At 73.8% G+C, this 24,693-nt stretch carries 21 protein-coding genes and 1 riboswitch; of the genes, 8 read left to right on the top strand and 13 right to left on the bottom strand.

What is annotated here, in order from left to right; all coding sequences use genetic code 11:
- Positions 1 to 83: 83 nt before the first annotated feature.
- The 6 genes from AB0O91_RS34630 to AB0O91_RS34655 all read right to left on the bottom strand — a co-directional run bounded on the left by AB0O91_RS34630 (position 84) and on the right by AB0O91_RS34655 (position 3,987).
- Complete coding sequence (locus AB0O91_RS34630; protein WP_363441757.1) at positions 84 to 452, bottom strand: glyoxalase; 369 nt, start codon at positions 450 to 452, stop codon at positions 84 to 86.
- Positions 449 to 964 (bottom strand): hypothetical protein, encoded by a 516-nt coding sequence (locus AB0O91_RS34635; protein ID WP_363441759.1) that lies wholly within the window; start codon positions 962 to 964, stop codon positions 449 to 451. The genes AB0O91_RS34630 and AB0O91_RS34635 overlap by 4 nt, the downstream gene beginning before the upstream one ends.
- A 112-nt stretch (positions 965 to 1,076) precedes the next feature.
- Positions 1,077 to 1,508: a winged helix-turn-helix domain-containing protein gene (locus tag AB0O91_RS34640; protein WP_363441761.1), complete on the bottom strand. Its 432-nt coding sequence runs from the start codon at positions 1,506 to 1,508 to the stop codon at positions 1,077 to 1,079.
- Between the two features lie 73 nt (positions 1,509 to 1,581).
- Positions 1,582 to 1,830, bottom strand: a complete 249-nt coding sequence (locus AB0O91_RS34645) for a hypothetical protein (protein ID WP_363441763.1) — start codon at positions 1,828 to 1,830, stop codon at positions 1,582 to 1,584.
- 74 nt (positions 1,831 to 1,904) lie between these two features.
- Complete coding sequence (locus AB0O91_RS34650) at positions 1,905 to 2,240, bottom strand: hypothetical protein (RefSeq protein WP_363441765.1); 336 nt, start codon at positions 2,238 to 2,240, stop codon at positions 1,905 to 1,907.
- 97 nt (positions 2,241 to 2,337) lie between these two features.
- A complete protein-coding gene (locus AB0O91_RS34655; RefSeq protein WP_363441767.1) occupies positions 2,338 to 3,987 on the bottom strand; it encodes an NRAMP family divalent metal transporter in 1,650 nt (549 codons plus the stop codon).
- A gap of 346 nt (positions 3,988 to 4,333) precedes the next feature.
- Positions 4,334 to 4,511: riboswitch (M-box (ykoK) riboswitch) on the bottom strand.
- Between the two features lie 187 nt (positions 4,512 to 4,698).
- Here AB0O91_RS34655 and AB0O91_RS34660 point away from each other — a divergent pair.
- Positions 4,699 to 6,060, top strand: a complete 1,362-nt coding sequence (locus tag AB0O91_RS34660) for a DUF3533 domain-containing protein (protein WP_363441769.1) — start codon at positions 4,699 to 4,701, stop codon at positions 6,058 to 6,060.
- Here AB0O91_RS34660 and AB0O91_RS34665 read toward each other — a convergent pair.
- From AB0O91_RS34665 to AB0O91_RS34685, 5 genes are all read right to left on the bottom strand, one after another.
- Positions 6,057 to 8,510 (bottom strand): FdhF/YdeP family oxidoreductase, encoded by a 2,454-nt coding sequence (locus AB0O91_RS34665; protein WP_363441771.1) that lies wholly within the window; start codon positions 8,508 to 8,510, stop codon positions 6,057 to 6,059. The genes AB0O91_RS34660 and AB0O91_RS34665 overlap by 4 nt on opposite strands.
- Positions 8,511 to 8,595: 85 nt before the next feature.
- Positions 8,596 to 9,513 carry a LysR family transcriptional regulator gene (locus tag AB0O91_RS34670; protein ID WP_363441773.1) on the bottom strand — a complete coding sequence of 306 codons (918 nt, stop codon included), beginning with the start codon at positions 9,511 to 9,513 and terminating at the stop codon, positions 8,596 to 8,598.
- Positions 9,514 to 10,458: a formate dehydrogenase accessory sulfurtransferase FdhD gene (gene fdhD / locus AB0O91_RS34675; RefSeq protein WP_363441775.1), complete on the bottom strand. Its 945-nt coding sequence runs from the start codon at positions 10,456 to 10,458 to the stop codon at positions 9,514 to 9,516.
- Positions 10,446 to 11,852 (bottom strand): MFS transporter, encoded by a 1,407-nt coding sequence (locus AB0O91_RS34680; RefSeq protein WP_363441777.1) that lies wholly within the window; start codon positions 11,850 to 11,852, stop codon positions 10,446 to 10,448. Before AB0O91_RS34680 ends, fdhD begins: the two co-directional genes overlap by 13 nt.
- 150 nt (positions 11,853 to 12,002) lie before the next feature.
- On the bottom strand, positions 12,003 to 12,470 hold the full coding sequence (locus AB0O91_RS34685) for a GreA/GreB family elongation factor (RefSeq protein WP_363441779.1): 468 nt from the start codon (positions 12,468 to 12,470) through the stop codon (positions 12,003 to 12,005).
- Positions 12,471 to 12,763: 293 nt separating this feature from the next.
- Between AB0O91_RS34685 and AB0O91_RS34690 the strand changes: the two genes are divergently transcribed.
- Positions 12,764 to 14,206: a glyceraldehyde-3-phosphate dehydrogenase gene (locus tag AB0O91_RS34690; RefSeq protein WP_363441781.1), complete on the top strand. Its 1,443-nt coding sequence runs from the start codon at positions 12,764 to 12,766 to the stop codon at positions 14,204 to 14,206.
- Positions 14,207 to 14,673: 467 nt separating this feature from the next.
- Positions 14,674 to 15,171: a hypothetical protein gene (locus AB0O91_RS34695; RefSeq protein WP_363441783.1), complete on the top strand. Its 498-nt coding sequence runs from the start codon at positions 14,674 to 14,676 to the stop codon at positions 15,169 to 15,171.
- 63 nt (positions 15,172 to 15,234) lie between these two features.
- On the opposite strand, the gene AB0O91_RS34700 is transcribed toward AB0O91_RS34695, so the two are convergent.
- On the bottom strand, positions 15,235 to 15,609 hold the full coding sequence (locus AB0O91_RS34700) for a hypothetical protein (protein ID WP_363441785.1): 375 nt from the start codon (positions 15,607 to 15,609) through the stop codon (positions 15,235 to 15,237).
- A gap of 221 nt (positions 15,610 to 15,830) precedes the next feature.
- Here AB0O91_RS34700 and AB0O91_RS34705 point away from each other — a divergent pair, with 221 nt between their 5' ends.
- From AB0O91_RS34705 to AB0O91_RS34715, 3 genes are all read left to right on the top strand, one after another.
- Positions 15,831 to 16,988, top strand: a complete 1,158-nt coding sequence (locus AB0O91_RS34705; protein WP_363441787.1) for a hypothetical protein — start codon at positions 15,831 to 15,833, stop codon at positions 16,986 to 16,988.
- 64 nt (positions 16,989 to 17,052) lie between these two features.
- Positions 17,053 to 18,924, top strand: a complete 1,872-nt coding sequence (locus tag AB0O91_RS34710) for an HSP90 family protein (RefSeq protein WP_363441789.1) — start codon at positions 17,053 to 17,055, stop codon at positions 18,922 to 18,924.
- Positions 18,924 to 21,965, top strand: a complete 3,042-nt coding sequence (locus AB0O91_RS34715) for a hypothetical protein (protein WP_363441791.1) — start codon at positions 18,924 to 18,926, stop codon at positions 21,963 to 21,965. Before AB0O91_RS34710 ends, AB0O91_RS34715 begins: the two co-directional genes overlap by 1 nt.
- 52 nt (positions 21,966 to 22,017) lie before the next feature.
- On the opposite strand, the gene AB0O91_RS34720 is transcribed toward AB0O91_RS34715, so the two are convergent.
- The gene (locus AB0O91_RS34720) at positions 22,018 to 23,355 is read right to left on the bottom strand and encodes a carbohydrate-binding protein (protein WP_363441792.1); all 1,338 of its coding nucleotides are present in this window, start codon (positions 23,353 to 23,355) and stop codon (positions 22,018 to 22,020) included.
- A 329-nt stretch (positions 23,356 to 23,684) separates the two neighbouring features.
- On the opposite strand from AB0O91_RS34720, the gene AB0O91_RS34725 reads away from it, so the two are divergent.
- A complete protein-coding gene (locus AB0O91_RS34725; protein WP_363441794.1) occupies positions 23,685 to 23,885 on the top strand; it encodes a hypothetical protein in 201 nt (66 codons plus the stop codon).
- 174 nt (positions 23,886 to 24,059) lie between these two features.
- A complete protein-coding gene (locus AB0O91_RS34730; RefSeq protein WP_363441796.1) occupies positions 24,060 to 24,584 on the top strand; it encodes a MauE/DoxX family redox-associated membrane protein in 525 nt (174 codons plus the stop codon).
- The last annotated feature ends 109 nt before the right edge of the window (positions 24,585 to 24,693 follow it).

Below are 24,693 nucleotides of genomic sequence, written 5' to 3' on the forward strand. Positions count from 1 at the left end.
GGACCGTGGCCCGGGCGGTCGGGACGGCTGTCCGGCGGCCGCTACCCGGGGGCCGCCGTCCGGTGGCGGCTGTCCGGCGGGCGCTATCCGGCGGCCTCGACGAACTCCAGCAGGTTGCCGACCGGGTCGGTGGTGTAGAAGCGCCGGCGGGGCGGCAGGGTGTCGTCCCAGACCACCTGGGCGCCGAGTTCGGCGAGCCGCAGGGCGAAGTCCTCGATCTCGCAGACGGCCATGCCCGGATGGGCCTTGGTGTTGGGACGGAAGCGCTCCTCGATGCCGAGGTAGAGCCGCACCCGGCCGCCGTCGGCAGCGAACCAGCAGCCGCCGCGTCCGCTGAGCGGCTGGGGCTTGGGGATCTCGGCCATCTGCAGGACGTCGCCGTAGAAGGCGCGCAGCAGGGCCTCGCTGCCGGGTGGGGCGGAGAGCTGGACGTGGTCGAGGGCCGTGATCATTGCGGCCTCCTCCGGGACGGTGTGGACGGGGCGGACGGGACGGACCCGGCGTGCTGCCGGGCCGCGGCGACCAGCAGGCGGGCGGTCGGGGTGGAGAGGTCGAGGTGGTGGGCGATCCACTGCGGGTCGTGCCCGTGGGTGGCGAACACCCAGGCGGTGTAGAGCCGGTTCAGTCCGGGGGCGTCGGGGGAGAGCAGCAGCGGGCGGACCTGCTCCATCGGGAAGCCCTCCAGCGAGCGGGCGCTGAACCACTGGGCGTCGTCCTCGCCGGCGGCGACCCGCTCGGCGAGCGGCCGGGCCACCCGCTGCCGGCTGTGCGCCAGCAGCAGGGCGAGCAGCAGGCCGACCACCGAGCCGCCGATGAGCACGCCGGAGAGGAACAGCCGCAGCGGGGCGGGGGCGACGCCGACGGCGAGGCCCTCGCAGGCGAGCAGCAGGAGGATGCCGCTCAGCGCCGTCGTTCTGCCGGTCCAGGGGAAGGACCAGGTGCGGGGCAGGGCGGTTCTGATCACGGGGGTTTCCTCCTTCTGCGGTGCCGTGCGGTCGTCCGCTGCGGTGCGGTGGTGCGGTGGTGCGGCGGTGCGGTCGTCCGCGGCGGTGCGGTGGTGCGGGTGGTCCGGTGGTTCAGGCGGCGCGGACCAGCCGGGGGTCGTACTTGTAGCCGATCTGCCGGACGGTGGCGATCGCCTCCCGGTGGCCGGGGCCGAGCTTGCGGCGGATCCGGGCGATGTGGGTGGCGATGGTGCGGGTGTCACCGGTGTCCGGCCGGCCCCAGACGTTCTCCATGAGCTGGCGCCGGGAGTGCACCCGCAGCGGGTTGCCGACCAGGTGGGCGAGCAGCTCGAACTCCAGGAACGGCAGGCTGAGCGGCTGGCCGTCGACGGTGACGGTGCGCTGCTCGGAGTCGACCACCAGACCGGGGTCCGGGGCGGTGGCGGGCCGCGACGGTCCCTGCGACGGGGTCTGCGACTGGGTGGCGGGCACGGAGCGCCGGGCCGGGCCGGCGGTGGCGTGGTCCGAGAAGATGGCGTCGAGCCTGGGGTAGCGCACGGCCATGGCGGATGCTCCTTCGTCGGGTCGGAACGGTGTCGGAACGGTGGATGGGGCGGGGAGCGGAGCGGCGGCCGGGTCAGAGCCCGGGGTGCCAGGAGGCTTCCAGCCGGGTGGTCCCGTCGGCGGCGGTGACGGTCCGCCAGCTGGCGCGCATCGGCAGCGGGTGGCCGCCCGGCACGGTCGCGGCCGACCCGGTGGCGGCCCGCAGCACGGGGCTGTCCAGGGGGCTGGCCGCCAGGCGTCGGCCCACCGCGGCGAGGGCGGCGCGCAGTCGGCCGCGATCGGTGGACGGGAGGGTGGGCTGGAAAGCGGCAACGATGGACATGGCAGGTCACCTCCGTGACGGGGCCGGAAAACCGGTGGGCGAGTGCGCTGGTGTGCGCGGGGACTGACGAACGGTCAGGCGGCGGGCGCGGCGGGCGCGGTGGCGCTCGCGGCGGCGGCCCGGTGCCGGGCGGCGGCGAGCGCGAGGCGGTGCGCGGCGGCCGGCGGGAGGTCCGCGAACCGGGCGAGCCAGGCCGGGCGGTGGCCCTGGCGGGCGAGCAGGTACGCCAGGTGGACGCGGGGCTCGTACGCGGAGGCCGGGCTGTTGGCGGTGCCCGAGTAGGGGCAGGTGCCGGGGTCGTCGAGGCGGTAGGCGCGCTCGACGCCGTCGTGCAGGGTGAGGCGGACGCTCGGGCAGCGGTGGAACGCGGGCCGGGGGAGCGGGACTTCGTGGATCCGGGTGGTGCGCATGGCCGTACTGCCTTCCTTCCCCGGGGTCGGGGCGGTCGAGGGGTCCGGGGCGGGGCCGGGGGCGGCGGCGTGGTGGTCGCCGCCCCCGGCGTCCGGGTCAGTGGTTCAGGGCGGTCTGGACGACCTTGATGATGACCATGATCATCGCGATCAGCAGGTAGGAGCGCAGGGCGCCCATGCCGATCTTGCGGGCGGTGGACATCACCGGCTTCTCCAGGGTCTCCAGCGGGGGCATCCGCCAGTTCTCCCGGCCGGTGCGGTCGATCGGGTCCTCCTTGGTGCCCTTGCGGCCGAAGGTGAAGAAGTACCCGGCGACCAGGACCCCCGCCACGCCGCAGCCGGCCATGATCCAGAGCAGCGCGTCCGAGCTGATGTCCGGCCAGACCACGGCCGCGGTCAGGATCAGCGACAGCATCACCAGGACGCCGACCACGGCGGAGGTGAAGGCGTTGGTCTTGGGACCGTTGCGCCACGGGCCGAGCACGGCCTTGTCGTTGCAGAGCAGCAGCAGGAAGACGGTCGCGGAGGGCAGCAGCACCCCGGCCAGTACCTGGACGAACTGGGTCATCAGGCCCTGGGCGTAGTCGGTGGACAGCAGGGTGATGGCGGCGGCCACCACGACCACACCGGCGTAGATGCCGTAGAAGCCCTTGGCGCCCTTGACCCCGCGGTGCAGCGAGTGCTTGATGCCGAAGACGTCGCCGATCGCGTACGCGGTGGAGAGCGAGACCGCGAAGGCGCCGATGATCGAGGCGTCCAGCAGGGCGATCGCGAACAGCACGCCGACCACGTGGCCGGCCTTGTCCTCCAGGCCCTTGGCGATGGCGCCCGCGTCGCTGAACTGGCCGAAGCCGTCGGTGCCCGCGAACGCGGCGGCGCAGAAGCCCATCATGGCGGCGGCGCCGATGATCACGATGGCGATGCCGATCCACAGGTCGGCCTTCTCGTACTTCATGAAGCGCGGGGTGATGCGCTTGTCGATGACGTACGACTGCTGGAAGAACAGCTGCCACGGGGCGACGGTGGTACCGACGATGGAGACGATCAGCAGCATCACGGTGGCGAGTTCGCCCGAGGCGCCCGGCATCTGCGGGACCACGAAGTCGTGGGCCATCTGCGAGGTCTTCGGGTGGACCATGAAGTAGATCGGCACCAGCAGCAGCGAGCCGACGCAGAGCGTGACGGCGACCCGTTCGAAGCGCCGGAAGGAGCCGGTGAAGGCCGAGGCGATGATGACCGCCGCCGCCAGGATCACCGAGGCGACCTTGGGCAGGCCCAGGTACCCGGCCGCGAGTGTCACGCCGATGAACTCGGTGACCAGAGTCAGGGCGTTCAGCAGGAACAGGTCGATGACGCTGAAGGCGCCCCAGAACTTGCCGAAGCGCTCCAGGATCAGCCGGGCGTGGCCGACGCCGGTGACGGCGCCCAGGCGCAGCACCATCTCCTGGTTGACGTACAGCACCGGGATCAGCAGGGCCAGCGTCCAGAGCAGCTGGGTGCCGTAGTTCTGGCCGGCCTGGCCGTAGGTGGAGAAGGCGCCCGCGTCGTTGTCGCCGACCATCACGATCAGGCCGGGGCCGACGATCGCCAGCAGGGTCTTGAGTCTCGCGCTCAACCCCTGGCGTGGTGCGTCGTCATCGAGCTTGATGGTGCCGAGCGCACCCTTGATGTCGCCCACGTGGGCGTCGTCCAGCACGGCCGAGCGCGGAGCGGGGATCTTCGAGTCGAGAGTGGAGTTGGTGGTCATGGCGTTCCTCCCGGTACCCCTGACAGGCGGGGCGGTTGGGGACGCGCGGCAGCAATTCCCCCTGCGTGCAGGCACGGCGCATCGGCGCGCGGCGCTGCCGGCCCGTGCGGACGGGCGCGGGCATGGCGAAGCCGCGTGCGGGTGCTGTGTGGTGACGCGCCGTCAGATCAACGCGCAGGGGAGGTTGTTACCGCGTGCCGGAGGTGTACGAGGACAGGCGGGGGTAGGGGCAACTGTGGCCCGGACTACTGCAATCCATGTCTCTCGCCTCCTCCCGGTCGACGCACCCCGTGGTGCGTGTCATCGACGCGGCAAGGAGTTCACCGGCGCGCGGAAAACGGCCACCGGTTCACCCCAACTCGTCAGAGCTTTGGCACTCCACGGCGTGTCCAACCCCTCGAGGTCGGAAGCCACTTCGGATCAACCCTTAGGTCGGGAAGATCTGTCCTAACCCTGGGCGTCTCTCGACGTCGTCGGATCAGTGGCCTGTGTCCGTGAAGAAGCCTCACCGAACGAGGTGCCTTCTTCAAACCTCCAGAAGCATAGCCCCGGCGAAGAGCACTACTTGCGTACTTGGTAGAACCTTTACCTTTCTCGGCGGCCGGCACCCGTCCGGGTGACGCGGGTTTGACCGGTTCGTGACCACGGAACGACTTCCCGCCGTACCGGCAGCGGCACGGCATCCGCCCGTGCCCGAACCCGAGGGGTGGCATGGCGACCGCAGGCTCCCAGGGGGCTCCCCGGCAGGCCAGGGCCCTGGCACTCGCCCGGAACCCCAAGCTCTGGCTCTTCCCGAGCATCCTGTCCGCGCTGGTGGCCGTCCTGCTCTCGCTGCTCTACCTCGGCGGCATCGTCAACCCGACCGGACACCTGCACCGGCTGCCGATCGCCCTGGTCAACGCGGACCAGGGCCCGCCGCCGCCCGGCCGGTCCGTCGACCTCGGCACCGAGCTGACCAGGGCGGTGCTCGCCGGTACCCCCGGTGACACGGTCGACTGGCGGCGGACCGACGAGGCCGGCGCCCGCGACCTCCTCGCGTCCGGCAAGGTCTACGGCGCGCTGCTCGTCCCGGCCGACTTCACGGCCACCGTCGGCCGGCTCACCGCCGGCGGCGCCACCGAGCGGCCCACCCTCACCGTGCTCACCAACCCCGGCCTGGGCAGCCTGGGCTCCTCGCTCGCCGCGCAGATCGCCCAGAACGCGGCCCACCAGGCCTCCGTCGCCGCCGGGAAGGAACTGCTCGCCGCCGTACCGGCCGCGGGTGGGAGCACGGGCTCGGGTGCGGCCGCGGGTGGGAGCGCGGGTTCGGGTGCGGGGGCGGGGGCACGGGGGCCGGACACCGGTGCCACCGCCCGGCTGCTGCTCGCCGACCCGTTCGCCGTCACCACCCGGGTCGGCCACCCGATCGGCACCCACAGCGGCCTCGGTCTCAGCGCCTTCTACTACACCCTGCTCGCCGTCCTGACCGGCTTCATCGGCGGCAACATCATCCACAACGGCGTCGACGGCGCCCTCGGCTACAGCGACAGCGAGATCGGCCCCTGGCACACCCGCCGGCCGACCGTCCCGATCAGCCGCACCCAGACCCTGCTGCTCAAGATGGTGATGACCGCCGGGATCATGCTGCTCACCACCTCGCTGGTGCTGCTCTGCACGGCCGGCATCCTCGGCATGGACGCCCCGCACCAGGCGCTGCTCTGGCTGTTCGCCTACTGCGCCAGCCTCGCCGTCGGCCTCGGGGTGCAGGCGATCAACGCCGCGTTCGGCGGGATCGGGCAGTTGGTGTCCATGTTCGTCTTCATCGCGCTGGCCCTGCCCTCCTCCGGGGCGACCGTCCCGCTCCAGGCGGTGCCCGGCTTCTACCGCTTCCTCGGCGTCTTCGAGCCGATGCGCCAGCTGAGCGACGGCATCCGGGCGATCCTCTTCTTCGACGCCCGCGCGGACGCCGGACTGGCCCGCGGCTGGATCATGATCGCGGTCGGGGTGGTGCTGGCCCTGGCCTTCGGCTTCGGGATGACCCGCTACTACGACCGCAAGGGCCTGCACCGCTGGACGCCGCAGCCGTCCGACTAGGCCTGGCTCCCGGCGGCGCTGCTCCCGGTGTTGGTACCTCCGGTGGCGGTGCCCCCGGTGACGCTGCTCCTGGCGACGGTCACCTTCAGGTGCTTCATGATCGGCTGGTCGCTCTGGGTGCTGAAGTCCCCGATCGCGCACAGCACGTTCAGCTCCGGCATGTACCCGGCCGCGCAGCCGCGCGGGATGTCGTACGGGACCGCCAGGTAGCCGTGCACCGAGCGGGTGGAGCCGTCCCGGGCGGTGCTGGTGACGTCCACCGGGTCGAACTCGGCGATGCCGCGCTCGCGCATGTCGTCCCGGTTCAGGAAGACCAGGGTGCGCAGGTTCTTCACGCCCCGGTAGCGGTCGTCGTCCGAGTAGATGGTGGTGTTCCACTGGTCGTGCGAGCGCATCGTGCCCAGCGCCAGGGTGCCCGGTGCGGGGACGACGTCGGGCAGCGGGGCGGCGGAGAACTCGGCCTTGCCGGTGCGGGTGAGGAAGACCAGTTCGCGGGCCGGCTGCTTGATCCGGAAGCCCAGCGGCAGCCGCACCCGGCGGTTGAAGTCCTCGAAGCCGTCCAGCACTTCGGCCATGGTGTCGCGGATCCGGTCGTAGTCCTCGACGTACCACTCCCACGGGGTGGCGCTGTCCGGCAGTGCCGCCCGGGCCATCCCGGCGACGATCGCGGGCTCGGAGAGCAGGTGCGGCGAGGCCGGGCGCTTCATGCCCACCGACAGGTGCACCATGCTCATCGAGTCCTCGACGGAGGTCGACTGCACCCCGGCGCGCTGGTGGTCCTTCTCGGTCCGGCCCAGGCAGGGCAGGATCAGCGCCCGGCGGCCGTGCACCAGGTGGCTGCGGTTCAGCTTGGTGCTCACCTGCACGGTCAACTCGCAGGTGCGCAGCGCCTCGTAGGTGTACGGGGTGTCCGGCGCGGCCAGCGCGAAGTTGCCGCCCATGCCGACGAAGACCGTCACCTCGCCGCGCCGCATCGCCTCGATCGCGCCGACGGTGTCCAGGCCGTGGGCGCGCGGCGGGTCGATCCGGCAGACCTCGGCGAGCCGGTCCAGGAAGGCGTCGGCGGGCCGGTGGTCGATCCCGCAGGTGCGGTTGCCCTGGACGTTGCTGTGCCCGCGCACCGGTGACGGCCCGGCGCCCTCGCGGCCCAGATTGCCGCGCAGCAGCAGGAGGTTGACGATCTCCCGCACGGTGTCCACGCCGTGCTCGTGCTGGGTGACGCCCAGGCACCAGCTGAAGATCGAGCGGTCCGCCTCGCGGTACACCCGCGCCGCCCGGAGGATCTCGGCGCGGCCCAGCCCGCTCTGCCGCTCGATCTCCGCCCAGGGCGTGGCCGCGCAGAGGTCGCGGTAGGCGGCGAAGCCCGAGGTGTGGCGGTCGATGAACAGCTGGTCGAGGGCCTTGTCGTCGGTCGCCGACTGCTCCAGGACGGCCTTGGCCATCCCGCGCAGCAGCGCCATGTCGCCGCCGATCCGCACCTGGAGGTTCAGCGTGCCGGTCCGGGTGGACTTGTTCAGCGCCATGTCGGTGAAGTCGTGCGGGATGATCGTCCGCCGGGACGCCGCCTCGATCAGCGGGTTGACGTGCACGATCTGCGCGCCCCGGGTGTACGCCTCGGCGAGCGCGGTGAGCATCCGGGGCGCGTTGGAGGCCGCGTTGACGCCCAGGATGAACAGTGCGTCGGTGACCTCCCAGTCCTTGAGGTCGACCGTCCCCTTCCCGGTGCCGAGCGCGGCCTGCAGGGCCCGCCCGCTGGCCTCGTGGCACATGTTGGAGCAGTCCGGCAGGTTGTTGGTGCCCAGCTCGCGGGCCAGCAGCTGGTAGAGGAAGGTCGCCTCGTTGCCGAGCCGGCCGGAGGTGTAGAAGGCGGCCCGGTTCGGGTCGTCCAGGCCGCGCAGCGTGCGGCCGACCAGCGCGAAGGCGTCCTTCCAGCTGATCGGCACGTAGTGGTCGGTCGCCGGGTCGTACGTCATCGGCTCGGTGAGCCGGCCCTGGTCCTCCAGGGCGAAGTCGCTCCACCCGGACAGCTCGGTCACCGAGTGCGCGGCGAAGAACTCCCGCCCGACCCGCTTGCGGGTCATCTCCCAGGTGACGTGCTTGATGCCGTTCTCGCAGATGTCCAGGTGCAGGCCCTTGGTGTCGTCCGGCCAGGCGCACCCGGGGCAGTCGAAGCCGCCGTTCTCGTGGTTCATCCGCATGACCGCCCGCGGACCGTCGACGTAGGCGCCCTCGCGCAGCAGGAAGCGGGTGACGCTCTTCGCGGCGCCCCAGCCCGCGGCCGGGTGGGTGTACGGCGCGAAGTGCGGGGCGCCGTCGGGGGAGGGGCCGACCTTCTCCGGGCCCGGCTTCGGGCGCTTCTCCGGCCGGGCCTGCGGCCGCGTCGCGGGCCGTGGCTGTGGCTGTGGCCGTGGGGCGTCGGTCCGGCTGTTGTCGTCGTCGGAGGTGCTCACGGTCGTCGCCTTCGGTCGGACGGCTGGGGGACCGGTGGGTCCGGACCGACGCTACGCCGGGCGATCGGCGTCCGCGCGTCGAACCTCACGCCTCCGGCAGGGCGCCCAGCACCCCGGCGAGGTCGGTACGGCGGGCCACCTCCAGCAGCGCCCGGGCCATCACCGACCCCGGCTCCCGGGCCGCGATCACCAGCCCGACCGGCGCGCTGTGCGCCGGCTCCACCAGCGGCACGGCCCGCATCCCGGGCGGCACCCCGAACACGTGCAGCCAGGCGTACGGCACCACGCTGGCCCACTGACCGGTGCGCACGTGGGCGAAGAGCGAGGCCACCGAATCCGTCTCGACCCGGGGCGCCGGCGCCACCCCGAGGCCCGCGAACACCTCGTCCAGCACCCGTCGGCCCTGCATCCCCGGGTGCAACAGGCACAGCGGGAGCCGGGAGGCCTCCGTCCAGGTCGCCCGCGGGTGCCGGGCCGGCTCCTCGGCCGGGCCGGTCAGCAGGACGTACCGCTCCCGGTACAGCGGGACGGCGCGCAGGTCGTCGGCGGCCGGGTCCGGCAGGTAGGTGATGCCCGCGTCGATCTCGAAGTTCCGCACCCGGCGCAGGAGTTCGTCCGAGCGCAGATCGGTGGAGAGCTCCACGGCGGCCAGCGGGTGGGCGGTGCAGAACGGCCCGGTGAGCAGCGGGACGGCGCCCGCGGCGGTCGGCACCGAGCCGATCCGCAGCCGCCCGCTCAGCCCGGTGCGCAGCGCGGCCACCTCGTCCCGCAGCGCGTCCCGGTCGGCCAGGATGCGCTGCGCCCACCGCACGATCCGCTCGCCCTCGGGGGTGAGGCCCTCGTACGTGCGGCCGCGCCGCACCAGCAGCACCTTCAGCTCGTCCTCCAGCTTGCGCACGGCCTCGGACAGGGCGGGCTGGGAGACGTGGCAGGCCTCGGCGGCGCGGGCGAAGTGGCGCTCCCGGGCGAGGGCGACCAGGTATTCCAGCTGGCGGAAGAGCATCTAGTCGTCGCTCCGGGTGGCGTCGACGCGGTCGGGCCGGTCGGGCCGGTCGGTCTCGGCGGGGTCGGGACGGCCGGTGTCGACGGGGTCGGGCCGGTCGGTGTCGACGGGGTCGGGTCGGCTGGTGTCGACGCGGTCCGGGCGGGTGTACACGTTCATCGAGTCGCCGCGCAGGAAGCCGACCAGGGTCAGCCCGCTCTCCTCGGCCAGGTCGGCCGCCAGCGAGGACGGCGCGGAGACGGCGGCCAGCAGCGGGATGCCCGCCAGCACGGCCTTCTGGACCAGCTCGAAGGAGGCCCGGCCGCTGACCATCAGCACCGTGCCGCGGGCCGGCAGCAGGCCCTCGCGCAGCGCGTGGCCGACGACCTTGTCCACCGCGTTGTGCCGGCCCACGTCCTCGCGCAGGCAGAGCAGCCGCCCGGTGGCGTCGAACAGTCCGGCCGCGTGCAGCCCGCCGGTGCTGTCGAACACCTTCTGGGCGGCGCGCAGCCGGTCCGGCAGCGCGGACAGCAGCTCCGGGGTGACCCGCAGGCCGTCCTCCGCGACGCTCCACGGTGCGGTGGCGCGCACCGCCTCCAGACTGGCCTTGCCGCACAGGCCGCAGGAGGAGGTGGTGTAGAAGTTGCGCTCCAGCGAGGGGTCCGGCGCGGGCACCCCGGGGGCGAGCACCACGTCCACCACGTTGTACGTGTTGCCGCCGTCGGCGGTGGCCCCGGCGCAGTAGCGGATCCCGGCCAGGTGGTCGGCGGCGTGCAGCACTCCCTCGCCGACCAGGAAGCCCGCCGCGAGGTCGAAGTCGCTGCCGGGGGTGCGCATGGTCACCGTCAGCGGGCGGCCGCCGACCCGGATCTCCATCGGCTCCTCGGCGGCCAGGGTGTCGGCGCGGTACGCGGGCACGCCCTGGCGCAGCCGCAGCACCCGGCGGCTCACGGTCACTCGGCCCATGGCGGTCGGCTCCTCGGGGTCGGTCCGGTCGGTACGGATGAATCTTCCCCCTTCCCGGGGGCGGGGGGCTCGGGCAGGTGGCGACGGCTGTGGGCGGCGGTGACCGCCAGGCCGAGCACCCCGACCCCGGCCATGCCGACCAGCAGCGCCGGGTACGAGGCGCGTCCGGCGGTGCCGGCGAGCAGCAGCGGGGTGAGGAAGCCGCTGGAGGTGGTGCTCTGGTAGAGCGGGGCCGGGCCGGGGCCCGGCCTGCGCACGGCGGCGGGCCGGGCCGCCTGCTGCTCCGTCCGCCGTTCCGCAAGCTCTTCCCCCTGCTGTTCCCCCTGCGGTTCGCCCTGCTGTTCCGCCTCGTGCCGCCTGGCGAGCCGTTCCACTTCGTGCAGTCCGGCGCCGAGGGTCAGCCCGTACCCGGTGCCGAGCACCACGGCGGCCGCCAGCACCAGGCCCACCGAGTCCCGGTCGGCGGCCAGGGCGCCGAGCAGCAGCCCGGCGATCACGGTGGCCATCGCGGCGAGGGTGGCCCGGGCACTGCGGGCGTCGTCCAGCCGGGCGGCGAAGGGCTGGGCGAGTGCCCCCGTGGCCAGCGTCAGCGCGGCCACCAGCCCGCTGAACAGCGGGGCGTAGCCGGGCAGGTGGTGGGCGACCAGTGGGGGCAGCACCGCGTAGCCCACGGTGGCGGCGCCCAGCACCGCGGGGCTCGCGGGCAGCACGACGTACCGGAACCGGGGGTGGCGGACGGCCGCCGCCCCGTGCCCGGGTGCTGCCCCGTGCCCGCTTGCCGCTGCGGGTCCGGTTGCCACCCCATGCCCGGGCGCCGTACGGGCCGGCGCGGTGTCGGGGAGGCGGCGGGTGGCCCGCAGCACCAGCAGGCAGCCCAGCGCGTGCGCCAGGGCCGGCAGCACCGTCGGACCGGGCAGCCACTCGGCGACCACCCCGGAGGCCAGCGCGCCGGCCGCGAAGCCCGTCGCGGTCGCGTACATCGCCCGGCGCGCCGACACCTCCGGGGGAGCCTCCGGGCCGGCCAGCTCACGCAGCCAGGCCGCCCCGGCCACGAACACCAGCCCGGCGGCGAACCCGGTCGCCAGCCGCGCCGCGAACACCGTCGACTCCTCCGGTACGGCCAGCAGCGCACTGGCGGCCGCCGACAGCGCGAGCGCGGCCCGCACCGTCCGCCGCCGTCCGCACCGGGCGGCCACCGGACCGGCCAGCAGCAGCCCGGGCACCAGGCCGACCAGGTAGACCGAGAACATCGCGGCCAGCGACAGCGCCGACCAGTCGGTGCGCGCCCGGTAGACGCTCGCGAGTGCGGTGAACTGGTTCGCGCCCCAGGCGGCGACCGCCACCGCGGCGGCCGCGGGGAGCCAGCCGCTGGGCGTCCCGTCCCGTCTGCCCATGCCCTGAACTGCCCCTTTTCCGACTTCCCGGCCACAACCGGACTCCGTCGGTCCAGTCTGTGGGCCGTCGTCGGAGCACGTCAAAGAGGCCTTTCCGGTGACCCGAAAGGCACCGCCTATCAACCGCCCCCGACCGCCCGCTGCCCTGCGCTACGCCGCGTTCCCGACCGCCAGCACGACCGCGCTCGCCGCGCCGCCCGGCGTCTCGTAGTTCACCGTCTCCCCGGCGTGGTGGCCCAACAGCGCCTTCCCCAACGGACTGTCGTACGTCACCAGGGTCAACTCCCGCTCCTCGGGCAGCTCGGCGATCTCGACGGTCTCCTCCTCGCCGTCCCCGAACCGCACCGTGACGGTCGACCCCACCCCGATCACGTCCGTCGACGGTGCCCCGGCCACCTCGGCCTCCCGCAACCGCCCCTCCAACTCGGCGATCCGCCGGTCCAGCCGGGCCACCTCCGACGCCCGCTGCAACTCGTCCGCCGCGTCCGCCCGGTCCCCCACCGGATCCTCCCCCCGCAACGTCGCGGCCACCTCCCCCCGCTCCGCCCGCAGCTGCGCCAACTCCTCCCGCACGGCACGCAGCCCCTCGGCACTGATCGGTTCCGGCCCACCGCTCATCGCACGCTCCCGGGTCTCTCGCCACACCCTCAAGCACCGGCCATCCCATTACCCCACCGCACCGCTGCCCCGGCAAATCCGCACGGGTCGACGGCAGGGGAGCGGGGCCTCCGGCCAATTCCCGTACGGGAAAGGCGATCCGGGGGTGGCGGTGATCACCTTTGGTGGTGGGGCGGTGGGGGAAAGTGCAGGTGGGAGGGGTGGGGGTCGGGGGTGGGGGCGGGACCGGCCGCTGGGCCGGAAGCGGGCGAAGCTACCATGTGGGCAACACCCTCAGCTCGAAAGATGGACTTGTGACTGTCAACGACGACGTGTTCACGGACTGGAAGAACCGCGAGGAGATCGCGGAGTCGATGATCCCGATCATCGGGCGGCTGCACCGGGAGAAGGACGTCACCGTCCTGCTCCACAGCCGTTCCCTGGTGAACAAGTCGGTGGTCAGCATCCTCAAGACGCACCGCTTCGCGCGGCAGATAGCCGGCGAGGAGCTCTCGGTCACCGAGACCATGCCGTTCCTGGAGGCGCTGACCGCCCTGGATCTGGGCCCCTCGCAGATCGACCTGGCGATGCTCGCCTCGGCCTACCGGGCGGACGACCGGGGTCTGTCGGTGGCGGAGTTCACCGCGCAGGCCGTCGCCGGTGCCACCGGTGAGAACAAGCTGGAGCGCCGGTCCGCGCAGGACGTCGTGCTGTACGGGTTCGGCCGGATCGGCCGGCTGGTCGCCCGGCTGCTGATCGAGAAGGCCTCCGGCAACGGTCTGCGGCTGAAGGCGATCGTGGTGCGCGGCGGCGGTGACGACGACCTGGTCAAGCGCGCCTCGCTGCTGCGCCGGGACTCGATCCACGGCCAGTTCCAGGGCACCATCACCGTCGACGAGGCGAACAACAAGCTCGTCGTCAACGGCAACGAGATCGCGGTGATCTACTCCGACGACCCGACCAAGGTCGACTACACGGAGTACGGGATCAAGGACGCGATCCTGATCGACAACACCGGCAAGTGGCGTGACCGCGAGGGCCTGTCCAAGCACCTGCGCCCCGGCATCGCCAAGGTCGTGCTGACCGCCCCGGGCAAGGGCGACGTGCCCAACATCGTGCACGGCGTCAACCACGACATGATCAAGCCGGACGAGCAGATCATCTCCTGCGCCTCCTGCACCACCAACGCCATCGTCCCGCCGCTGAAGGCGATGGAGGACGAGTACGGCGTGGTGCGCGGCCACGTGGAGACCGTCCACTCGTTCACCAACGACCAGAACCTGCTGGACAACTACCACAAGGCCGACCGTCGCGGCCGTTCGGCGCCGCTGAACATGGTGATCACCGAGACCGGTGCCGCCTCGGCCGTCGCCAAGGCGCTGCCGGACCTCCAGGCGAAGATCACCGGCAGCTCTATCCGGGTGCCGGTGCCGGACGTCTCCATCGCGATCCTCAACCTGCAGCTGAAGCGCGAGACCAACCGCGAGGAGGTCCTCGACTACCTGCGGAACATCTCGCTGACCTCGCCGCTGAAGCGCCAGATCGACTTCACCGACTCCCCGGACGCGGTCTCCAGCGACTTCATCGGCTCGCGCCACGCCTCGATCGTGGACGCCGGCGCGACCAAGGTCGACGGCGACAACGCGATCCTGTACCTGTGGTACGACAACGAGTTCGGCTACTCGTGCCAGGTCGTCCGGGTCGTGCAGTACATCTCGGGCGTCGAGTACCCGACCTTCCCGGCGCCGGCGGTCTGATCCGCCAACGGGCTGGTGCCGGCGGGGCGGTGACCTTTCGGTCGCCGCCCCGCCGGCGTTTCCGGGGGCGTCCAGGGGGTGTCCCGGGAACGTTCCGTCGGTGGCCCCGGGACGGTGCTTCGTGTGCGGGGTATGGTGACGGGTCACGGACGGGCGCGAGGGAGCGGGCGGGCATGGGGATGGGTGGTCGACGGGTCGCCGTCGCGGTGGCGGTCGGGGTGTTGGCGGGGGTGCTGGCCGGGTGTTCGTCCGGCGGGTCGGAGGGCGCCAAGGGGGCTGCCGGGACGCCGAGTTCGGCGGTGAGCGGAGCGGCGTCGGCAAGCGGAACGACGTCGGCCACCGGAGCGGCGGCTACCGGAGCGGCGTCGGCCTCTGCGGCTCCGGGTGGGGCGGCCGACGCGACGGGGGCCGCGGGGACGGCCGCGGCCAGTGCCGCGCCGGTGCCGCGGGCGGACCTGGAGGCGGTGTTGCTGGACGACAAGGTGGTCGGGCAGGTGCTGCCGGACGCCAAGGCGATGGCCGGGTGGGACGAGGAGAAGCGCCGGGTCGACACCGCCGACCACGCCGTCACCTGTACGGCGTCGGCGCCGTGCACCGGCAAGCCGCTCAGCGGGTCGGTGCGGTTCTCCTCGGGTGACCTGATCACCCGGTTCCTGGTGGAGACGCTGCCGAGCCGGGACGCCGCGAAGAGCCGGCTGGCGGAGACCTACGCCTCGTACCCGGTCGGGCCGTTCAAGAAGGTGGACAGCCCGGCGCTGGGCAGTGAGAGCCAGGCCTTCGTGGGGCCGCTGGCCGGGGGCGACGGGGTGAGCGTCGTGGTGCGCTCGGGCACGGTGGTGGCGAGCGTGACGACGGAGGGCGGCCAGGTGGACCTGCCCGCGGCCCGGAGGTTCGCGGTGATGCTGGTCAACCGGATCGAGCAGGCGCAGGCGGGGAAGACGCCGGACGCCGGGCCGGGCGCCTGAGCAGGGGCCTGAGCAGGGGCCTGGGAGGGGACGCCTGACCGGGGCCGTCGCCGGTCGGGGCGGTCACGGGTAGGTCGGCAGGTCGTGCAGTCCGAGTGCCAGCAGGGTGTCCAGCGTGCAGTGCGGCACCTGCCAGCCGGGCAGCGGGCCGGCCGGTCCGGTCAGGGTGGTGCAGGCGACGGTGACGGCGGCCTCGGCGGCGAGCAGGTTGTCGGCGAGGAGGAAGGCGACCCCGTCCACCGTGCCCGGGCCGACCAGGATCCGGGTGTGTTCGAGCCGGGCCGGGGCGGGCAGGGCGCGCGCGAGCGCGTCCCGGACGGCCTCAGGTGAGGGTGTGACCAGAGCCGGTGCCGGGGTTGGGGGCGAGGGGGACGGCGGGGCGGTCGGGTGGTCCTCGGGGCGCTCCGGAGCGCGCAGATGGAAGCGAATGGCGTGCACGGTAGACAGCCTGACGGATCGTCGGCTCGGTCGGCGACCCGCGTGCTGTCAGAAAGCTGTCAGGCGGCAACATGTCACCCGCCCCCGCGCACCGGCACCATCGGCCGGGGACGGGTGCTGGGCTGGGGAAAGAGCTGTCGGCCGCCCGTGATATGTACTCATCTGGGGTGGCCGCAGCGCGGCCATGCGAGAGATGCCGATGATGTTCGAGGGGGCCACACATGCCGCTGTTCCGACGCCGCTCGGGCGGAGAGGGCGGAGAGGGCGGAGGGAGCGGGCAGGGCACGGGAGGCGCGGAGGCCGCGCGGGGCCGGTCCGGTCTGCGCGGGCTCGGACGCGGGCTCGGGCTCGGGTTCGGCAGGCGCGCCGCCGGGGACGCCGCGCCCGCACCGCGGCTCGACCCGACCTTCGGCGACCCGGCCGTCCGGCTGCTGCTGGAGCAGGCCGCCGCCGGGGACTGGGCTGCGCTGCGCCCGGCGCTGGCCGCCCGGATCGACGGCGCGGCCGCCGCGACCGGAGCCACGGACACCCCGGCCACCTCCACCTCCACTGCCACCGCCCCCGACGCCGCCGAACTGAGCTGGCTCGTCGGCGCGATCGCCGACGTCCCCGGCGTCGAGCAGTGGACGGCCCGCGCGGTGGCGGACGCCCCGGAGGACCCGCTGCCGCTGCTGGTGTCCGGCGCCCGGCACGTCAGCTGGGCCTGGGAGGCCCGCACCGGCGCCCGGGCGAACAAGGTCACCGAGGAGCAGTGGAAGCTCTTCCACCAGCGCCTGGACGTCGCCGAGGAGCAGCTGCTGGAGGTCGCCGAGCGCGAGCCGGGCTGGCTCGCCCCCTGGTACTTCCTCCAGATCAGCGCCCGCGGCGCCTCGCTCGGCCCGGAGATCGCCACCTGCCGCTTCGAGGCCGCCGTGCGCCGATCGCCCGGGCACCTCGGCTCGCACCAGCAGCGGTTGCAGCAGCTGTGCGCCAAGTGGGGCGGCTCGCACGACGCCATGCACGGGTTCGCCCGCTCCGCGATGCTGGCCGCCCCCGAGGGCAGCCGGCTCGGCGAACTGGTCGCGCTCGCCCACCTGGAGCACTGGCTGGACCTCCCGGACGGCGAGGACCGCGCCTACCTGACCAGCCCCGCCGTGCTCGCCGAGCTGCAGGAGGCGGCGTTCCGCTCCGTGCTCCACCCGGCCTTCGTGCCGGACCGCGGCTGGCAGGGCAGCTTCAACACCTTCGCGATGGCCTTCTCGCTGGCCGACCAGCCGAAGACCGCGCGGCTGCTGTTCGACGCGCTGGACGGCCAGGTGACCGAGTTCCCCTGGCAGTACCTGTCCGGCGACCCGGTCAAGGCCTTCCGCGCCCACCGCGACCGCTGCGCCGCGTACTGACGCCGAGGCGCGTCCGCCGCCCCCCTTCGCACGTCACCCACTTCCGCGACCGAAAGAGCCTCCGGTGTCCCCATCCGACAACCCGACGAGTGCGCACACCTTCCAGGTGGACCTGCGCGGCCTGGTGGACCTGCTCTCCCACCACCTCTACTCCAGCCCGCGCGTCTACCTGCGCGAGCTGCTGCAGAACGCGGTGGACGCGATCTCCGCCCGCCGCGCCCTGGACCCCGCGGCGCCCGCCGCCATCACCGTCCGCGTCGACGACGAGCTGTCCGTCACCGACACCGGCATCGGCCTGACCGAGCAGGACGTCCACACCTTCCTCGCCACCATCGGCCGCAGCTCCAAGCGCGACGCCGACGGCCGGCTGGACGGCGCCGGACTGGCGCAGGCCCGCGGCGACTTCATCGGCCAGTTCGGCATCGGCCTGCTCGCCTGCTTCGTGGTCGCCGACGGGATCACCGTGGTCACCCGCTCCGCCGCCACCCCGGACGCCCCGGTGATCGAGTGGCGCGGCAGCTCCGACGGCAGCTACACCATCCGCACCCTGCCCGCCGAGGCCAAGCCCGAGCCGGGCACCACCGTCACCCTCGCCCCGCGCGCCGACGCCGTGGAGTGGACCCGCCCGGCCCGGGTGCTCACCCTCGCCCGGGACTTCGGCAGCCTGCTGCGCCACGACGTCACCGTGGTCGACGCCGACGGCACCGAGCACCGGGTCAACCGCACCCCGCCGTGGGCCGAGCGGCACGGCTCCCCGCTGGCCCGCCGTGACGCGCTCGCCGAGTACTGCCGCGCCGCCTTCGACTTCACCCCGCTCGACACCATCGAGCTGGACCTGCCGCTGGTCGGCCTGCGCGGCGTCGCCTACGTGCTGCCGGACGCCGCCCCGCCCTCACGCCGCAACGGCCACCGGGTGCACCTCAAGGGCATGCTGCTCTCCGACCAGGCCGCCGAACTGCTGCCGGACTGGGCGTTCTTCGTCCGCTGCGTGGTGGACACCGACGGGCTGCGCCCCACCGCCTCGCGCGAGGGCCTGTACGCCGACGAGACGCTGGCCGCCGTCCGCGACGCACTCGGCGCCCGGATCCGCGACTGGCTCACCGGCCTGTCCGCCAGCGATCCGGCGCTGCTGCACCGCTTCCTCTCCGTGCACCACCTGGCCGTCAAGGAACTCGCCCGCTACGACGACGAGTTGCTGCGGATGATGCTGCCCTGGCTGCCGTTCGAGACCACCGACGGCAATGTCACCCTGGACGAGTTCGCCCGCAGCCACCCGGTGGTGCTGGTGACCCGGACGGTCGAGGAGTTCCGGCAGGTCGCCCCGATCGCGGGTGCGGCCGGGCTCGGCGTGGTCAACGGCGGCTACACCTACGACCGCGACCTGGTGCACCGGCTGCCCGAGATCCGGCCCGGCGTCTCGGTCGCCGACCTCGACCCGGGGACGGTCACCGCGCACCTGGACACCGTCGACCCGGCCGCCGAGCTGGCCGCCGGGGCGTTCCTGGCGATCGCCCGCGAGGTGGTCGGCCGGTTCGACTGCGACGTCGCCCTGCGCAGCTTCCACCCGACCAACGCGCCCGCCCTGCTGCTCGACAACCGGGAGGCCCGGCACGAGCGCACCCGCGCCCAACTCGCCGACGAGGCCGACGGGTTGTGGGCGGACATCCTGGGCTCGCTGCGCGCCGAGGTGCCCCGCGCCCAGCTGGTGCTGAACCACCTCAACCCGCTGGTGCGCCGCGCCGCCGGCGTCGTCGACCGCGAGCTGGCCGTCACCGCCGTCGAGGCGCTGTACGGGCAGGCCGTGCTGATGACCCGCCGCCCGCTCAAGGCCAGCGAGTCGGCCCTGCTGAACCGTTCGTTCATCAGCCTGCTCGACCACGCCATGCTCGGCCACGAGGCGGCCGGCCGGGACGACCGCGGCCCGAAGGAGGCGTGATGCTGGACAGCACCGACGCGGTGATGGCCGCGCTGCGCGAGAACGACGCCCGCCCGTACGGCCGCACCCGCACCGTCACGGCCGAGGAACTCGTCGACGCCGCCGAGCAGTTCGACGACACCGGGGTCCGCTCGATGGCCCTGTTCGAACTCATGGAGGCCTACGAGTACGACGGCGAGCGCAGCAAGAGCCCGGTGGTCTTCGCCCGGGTGCTCAAGCTCTGGGACCGCGACCCGGACGGCTTCGGCGAGTGGGCCCGGCGCCAGGTGTTCTGGCGCTTCAAGTGGGTGGCCACCGCGCTGCTGGACACCCCGGACGTCCCGCTCACCGCCGTCCGGCGCTGGCACACCGAACTGCGCGACCGCTACCGCAAGGCCGGCTTCGACCTCCAGCCGTACTACGCCCAGCGCTACCACCTGGCCGCGCAGACCGGCGTCGACGTCCAGGACGCCTACGAGCTGTGGACGGCCCGCCCGCGCACCGAGCTGAGCGACTGCCACGCCTGCGAGACCCGCACCCGGGCCGAGCACTTCCTCGCCGCCGGCGACGACGCCCGCGCGCTGGAGACCCTCGCCCCGGTGCTGGACGGCCGCAGCGGCTGCGAGCAGGAGCCCTACCTCAGCCAGGCCACCGCCCTGCTGCCGCTGCTGCGCCGCGGCCGCCTCGACGAGGCCCGCTCCGCGCACCTGGCCGGCTACCGCTACGCCCGCGGCAAGGCCGCGATGCTGGACGCGGTCGGCCGGCACCTGGAGTTCTGCGCGCTGTCCGGCAACGAGCCGCGCGGCCTGGAGCTGCTGGCCGAGAACCGGGACCTGTTCGCGGTGACCGGGGAGCCCGCCGCCCGGCTGGAGTTCCTGACCGGCGTCGAGGTTCTGGTCGCCGCCCTGGCCGCGGCCGGCCACGGCGGACTCCCGGTCAGCGGCCCGGCCGGCACCACCTGGACGGTGGACACCCTGCTCGCCCACCTGCGCGGCGAGGCCGACGCCCTGGCCGCCCGCTTCGACGCCCGCAACGGTACCGGCGCGGTGAGCGCCGCCCGGCGGGCCCGGCTGGCGGCCGGGCCGCTGCTGGCCGAGCCGCTGGCGCTGGGCGTGCGGGCCGTCGCCGCGCCGGAACTCGCCGCGGCGGCCCCGGCCGCGCCCCGGGTGCCGCGCCGGGCGGTCGAGCCGGAGCCGGAGGACTTCACCGCCCTGGTGCTGCGGGCCCGCGAGCTGGAAGTGCTCGGCCACCCGGACGCCGAGCGGCTGTGGCGGCGGATCGTCGAGCGGGTCGGTGCCGAGGACTTCGCGTTCCCGGCGGACGCCGAACTCGGCGGCCCCGAGCGGCTGAACGCCGAGATCGCCGAGCAGCGCGCCCACGAGGCACTGCAGCGCGACGAGCACGCCGAGGGGATCGCGGGCCTGCTGGCCGCCGCCGAGCTCTTCGAGGCGGCCGGGCTGCCCGGCCCGGCGCTGATGGCCCGCACCCGGACGCTGATCGTCGAACTCGGTGACGTCGAGGGCGCGGTGGCCGACTGGCCGGCGCTGGACGCCGCGCTGGAGCGGGCCCGGGAGCTGCGCGCCGACGGCGCGATGCTCGACGACGACTACCTGATCGTCCTCCAGTCGCGCGCCTACGCCGCCCACCACGACCTGGCCGAGGCGCTGCCCGAGGCCCCGGCCGGGACGGTCGGACGCTTCGAGGAGGTCGTCGGGGACTACCAGCGGACCGCCGTCGAGCTGGGCTCCGCCCGGCGGGCCGCGACCTCCCGCCAGTACACCGCTGACATCGCCGCCCGGGAGGGCCGGCTCGCCGAGGCGGTCACCGAACTGCGCGCGGTGCTGGCGCAGTTGGAGGCCGCCGAACTGCCCTGGCACGCCCCGCGGGTGCTCGGCCTGCTCGGCCAGGTGCTGTTGCAGCACGGTGAACCCGCCCAGGCCGCCGAGGTGTTCCACCGGGCGCTGGCCGAGGCCGTGCGCTGGGGCGACGACTCCTACCCGTACGCGCCGACGTACATGATGCTCGGCCACGCGAGCATGCAGGTGGAGGACTACGGCGGGGCGGTCCGGGCGCTGTCCGAGGCCGCTGCGCGCTACGACCGGCAGGGGGCCGCGGCCGTCGAGGAGGCGGCCCAGGTGCGGTTGCAGCTGGCGGACGTGCTGCGCGGTACGGGCCGGACGGCCGACGCGGTGGCGGTGCTGGAGTCGGTGCTGGACGCCTCGGCCGGCCCTGCCGGTTCGGGCGCTTCGGGCGGCAGGGGTGAGGCGGCCGGTACGGGTGGGGCGGGCTCCTCGGAGGAGGGGTTGGACGTCCGGATGGTCGCCCAGGCCCGGCTGGACCTCGCCCGGGCGCTGGGCGAGCTGGACGAGCACCGGGACGCGGCCGAGGAGTACCTGCGGCTGGCCGACCTGGTCGCCGACTGGGAGGACCAGCAGACCCACACCATGGTCGCCTGCGAAGCCACCCTGGCGCTCGCCCGGGCGGACCGCCGGGACGCCGCCGAGGCCGCCCTCGGGCGCGCGCGGGAGGCCCATGGCAGGGCCCCGCAGATCGACCAGCTGGCGGCCACCCTGCGGGAGTTGGCCCAGCTCACGATGCGCTCCGAGGGGGCCGAGGGGCTCGATGCGGCGCTCGCCCTGCTGGCCGAGGCGGATGCCGTCGGCGAGGCCGCCGAGCGGGCGGGCCAGGAGTACGACGCCTGGTACCTGAACGGCGGTTCGCACTACGAGCGGGCCCGCTGCCTGGCCATCGCCGACCGGCACGAGGAGGCGCTGGCCGAGGTCGAGCGGGCGATCGCGGAGTACGGGCGGCACGCTGCGGGTGCCGAGTCGCCGCGGGCCGATTCGTCGCAGGCCGATTCGTCGCGGGCCGATGCGCTGCGGGCGGAGTCGCTGCGCGCGGAGGCCGTCCGGCTGGCCGCGCTGATCGAGGGCGGGGACCTGGGCCGTCGCCGGGCGGCGGTGGACCGGCTGACCGCCGGGATCGCCCGCTGCGAGGCGGCCGGACTGGGCGAGGCCGCCGAGGTGCTGGCGGAGCTGCGGGAGCGGTTGGCGGCCGACTGACGGCAGGGGGGCGGGCGTTGTGCGCGCCCGCCCCTCACCGTTCACCGGTCGGTCAGCACGGGCCGTCGTCGCCCCAGACGCCCCACTGGCCGCTGGCGCTCGGCACCTCGTTCAGCGTCCACCACTTGGCGTGGTAGTTGTGCCCGTTGTACGAGACCTTGGAGCCCGCGGTGTACGTGGTGCTCGCGCTCCACGCCGGGGCGGTGCACCCGCCCGGGTTGCCGGTCGGGCTCCCGGTCGGCGTGCCCGGGCTGGTCGGCGGGGTGGTCGGGGGCGTGGTCGGCGGCGTGGTGGGCGGGGTCGCCCCGGCGAACTTCACGGTGTACTTGGTGAAGTCCCAGTCGCTCTGCGCCACGCTGGAGCAGGAGCCGGACAGCCCCGGGTCGACGGGTCCGGCGCACTGGCGGTCCCGGTTCACCGACCAGAAGGTGTAGCGGGCCAGGCCGTGCGCGGTGGCGAAGTCCAGCACGGTCTGGAAGTCGGCCTGGCGGAAGTACTCGGCGGCGTCGGTGCGGCCGTTCATCATCGACACGCCCTCGTGGGCGTACGCGGTGGCCTCGTTCCACCCGAAGGTGGTCTGCAGGATCTGGTTGAACTTCACCAGCGCGTCGGTCTGCGCGGCGGCGCCGTTGAAGCCGCCGTCGAACGGCATGATCGAGTAGTTGTTCGGCGTGAAGCCCTGGGACTTGGCCTCGTTGAGCATCTGGGTGCCGAACCAGCCGGTGCCCGCGTTGGTCCCGGCGGTGGTGATCGAGATGTACAGGCCGGGGTTGTTCTGCTGGAGGATGCGGGCCGCGCCGATCTCGTTGTGGATGGCGGCGGTGTTCTCGTACTCCGGCTCCTCCAGGTCGAAGTCGATCGCCTTGAGGTTGTACTTGGTGATCACCTGCTGGTAGCCCGCGGCGGTCGCTTCCGGCGTGCCGCAGACCTGGCCCAGCTTGGTGCCGCCGTACCCGCCGACCGACACCGAGACGTCCCCGCCCTTGCCGCGGATGGTCTGGATGACGGCGGGCATGGTGGTGTCGGAGTCGATCGAGGAGGTGCCGCCCCAGGCGGGCGAGCAACTGTTGCCCTGGGCGAGGATGAAGGCCAGTTGGAAGGCCTTCTGCCCGGTCGCGTCCATCACGGCGGCGGCGTCCGGCGGGCTGTTGTCCTCGGGCATCAGGTACGGCGCCGAGGCGTACCAGTTGCTGCCCAGGCCGGTGCCGCCGGCGGTGGTGGAGGCCGAGGCGGCGCCGGTGCCGGCCAGCGCGGCGACCCCGCCGGCGACCAGGCCGAGCACCCCGGCCACGGCGAGGGCGGCCCGGCGGGGGCGGCGTCCGTGCGGGGCGGACGGGGCCGGCCGGGCGGACGGGGCAGGAGTGGAGTGCGGGGGAAGAGCGCGTTCCATGCGGAAGCCTTCCGGGGAGCAGCAGTGGGGGAGTACCCGGGCGCGCGCCGAGGTGGGGGTGGCGCGGCGCAGGGTGAACTGCCCAGCGGCACGTGGTGGTTGCCCTGGGCTCCCACTGGTATAGACCTTTCTCGGGAGATCGGTCAAGACCCGGTGGAGGCCGACCGTGGCGGGGCGCGGAAGGGGACCCTTCTGTTCCGGATCGAATGACGACGCTGCTCGAAATTGGGTCTGGACAGTCTCACGAACGGTCAGTTAGCTTTTCGACCCGCGAGATCCCGTGAAAAACGCACAGCCTCTCCAATCCACCTTCCCGAGCGGAGGAACAAATGGTTCAGGCGATTCTCAACCTGGTCGACCGGGCGGTTTCCGGCGGGCGCAAGGCGCAGGCCGCCGACGCGTACTGCCAGTGCCCGGCCGGCACCACCACCAACTGTGTGAACGAGACGCTCTGGGTGACGGAGTGCTGCTCCTTCAACTGTGCCGTCGCGCCGTCCTGCACCACCTACGCGATCGTCGGTGGCTGCTGAACCCGTCCGGCTCGGCCGGCTGATCCGGCCGGCTGACTGATCCGGCCGGTCGACCGGTCCGGACGGTCGACCGATCCGCTGACCGATCCGGTGGGCCGCCCCGCGCGGCCGACCGACACGCGGCCGTCGGTGCCCCCGCCCTGCGTCGGCGGGGGCACCGGCGGAGGGGGAGTCATGACCGCATACCTGTTGCTCGGCTGCCGCGTCGTGATCGCGGTGGTGTTCGCCAAGTCCGCCCTCGCCAAGCTCCGCGCCCGCCCCGACTTCGCCTCGGCGCTGCGCGTGATGGCCGTTCTGTCGCCCCGTCTGACCGGCCCGGCGGTGCTCGGGGTGCCGATCGCCGAGGCCGTCCTCGCCCTGCTGGTCTGGATGCCCAGGCCCGTCGTGAGCTGGGCGTTCGCCGCGGCCGGTGGCCTGATCGCGGTGTTCGCCGCCGTCCTGGTGGTGTTGCTGCGGCGCGGCGCCGACGTCTCCTGCCCCTGCTTCGGGGCCTCCGGTGTGCCGGTCGGTGCGGCGCACGTGGCGCGCAACCTGGTGCTGCTCGCGGTCGCCGCGGCCGGTCTGCTGGCGGGCGCCGCGCCCGATCCCGGCGGCCTCGGTCCGGCCGGGGTGGTGGCGGTGCTGCTGGTGGCCGCCTTCGCCAGTGCGCTGATCATCGCCACCGACACGCTGGTCGAGCTGTTCTCGGCGGCGCACTGAAGCCCGTCGGACGGGCCGTCCCGACCGCCCGGCGTGCAGGCCCGGCGCGGCCGCCCGGCGCGGCCGCCGAACGTGCTGGTCGGATGTGCCCCGCTGGAAACCGGAAATA

Origin of the sequence: Kitasatospora sp. NPDC089797, from assembly GCF_040684795.1 — a bacterium.
Taxonomy (GTDB): domain Bacteria; phylum Actinomycetota; class Actinomycetes; order Streptomycetales; family Streptomycetaceae; genus Kitasatospora.

What these genes read in the sequence shown, in the direction of transcription:
- AB0O91_RS34630 (WP_363441757.1), bottom strand. Translation starts at nt 452, where the DNA reads ATGATCACGGCCCTCGACCACGTCCAGCTCTCCGCCCCACCCGGCAGC.
- AB0O91_RS34640 (WP_363441761.1), bottom strand. Translation starts at nt 1,508, where the DNA reads ATGGCCGTGCGCTACCCCAGGCTCGACGCCATCTTCTCGGACCACGCC.
- AB0O91_RS34645 (WP_363441763.1), bottom strand. Translation starts at nt 1,830, where the DNA reads ATGTCCATCGTTGCCGCTTTCCAGCCCACCCTCCCGTCCACCGATCGC.
- AB0O91_RS34650 (WP_363441765.1), bottom strand. Translation starts at nt 2,240, where the DNA reads ATGCGCACCACCCGGATCCACGAAGTCCCGCTCCCCCGGCCCGCGTTC.
- AB0O91_RS34655 (WP_363441767.1), bottom strand. Translation starts at nt 3,987, where the DNA reads ATGACCACCAACTCCACTCTCGACTCGAAGATCCCCGCTCCGCGCTCG.
- AB0O91_RS34660 (WP_363441769.1), top strand. Translation starts at nt 4,699, where the DNA reads ATGGCGACCGCAGGCTCCCAGGGGGCTCCCCGGCAGGCCAGGGCCCTG.
- AB0O91_RS34670 (WP_363441773.1), bottom strand. Translation starts at nt 9,513, where the DNA reads ATGCTCTTCCGCCAGCTGGAATACCTGGTCGCCCTCGCCCGGGAGCGC.
- fdhD (WP_363441775.1), bottom strand. Translation starts at nt 10,458, where the DNA reads ATGGGCCGAGTGACCGTGAGCCGCCGGGTGCTGCGGCTGCGCCAGGGC.
- AB0O91_RS34680 (WP_363441777.1), bottom strand. Translation starts at nt 11,852, where the DNA reads ATGGGCAGACGGGACGGGACGCCCAGCGGCTGGCTCCCCGCGGCCGCC.
- AB0O91_RS34685 (WP_363441779.1), bottom strand. Translation starts at nt 12,470, where the DNA reads ATGAGCGGTGGGCCGGAACCGATCAGTGCCGAGGGGCTGCGTGCCGTG.
- AB0O91_RS34705 (WP_363441787.1), top strand. Translation starts at nt 15,831, where the DNA reads ATGCCGCTGTTCCGACGCCGCTCGGGCGGAGAGGGCGGAGAGGGCGGA.
- AB0O91_RS34715 (WP_363441791.1), top strand. Translation starts at nt 18,924, where the DNA reads ATGCTGGACAGCACCGACGCGGTGATGGCCGCGCTGCGCGAGAACGAC.
- AB0O91_RS34720 (WP_363441792.1), bottom strand. Translation starts at nt 23,355, where the DNA reads ATGGAACGCGCTCTTCCCCCGCACTCCACTCCTGCCCCGTCCGCCCGG.
- AB0O91_RS34725 (WP_363441794.1), top strand. Translation starts at nt 23,685, where the DNA reads ATGGTTCAGGCGATTCTCAACCTGGTCGACCGGGCGGTTTCCGGCGGG.
- AB0O91_RS34730 (WP_363441796.1), top strand. Translation starts at nt 24,060, where the DNA reads ATGACCGCATACCTGTTGCTCGGCTGCCGCGTCGTGATCGCGGTGGTG.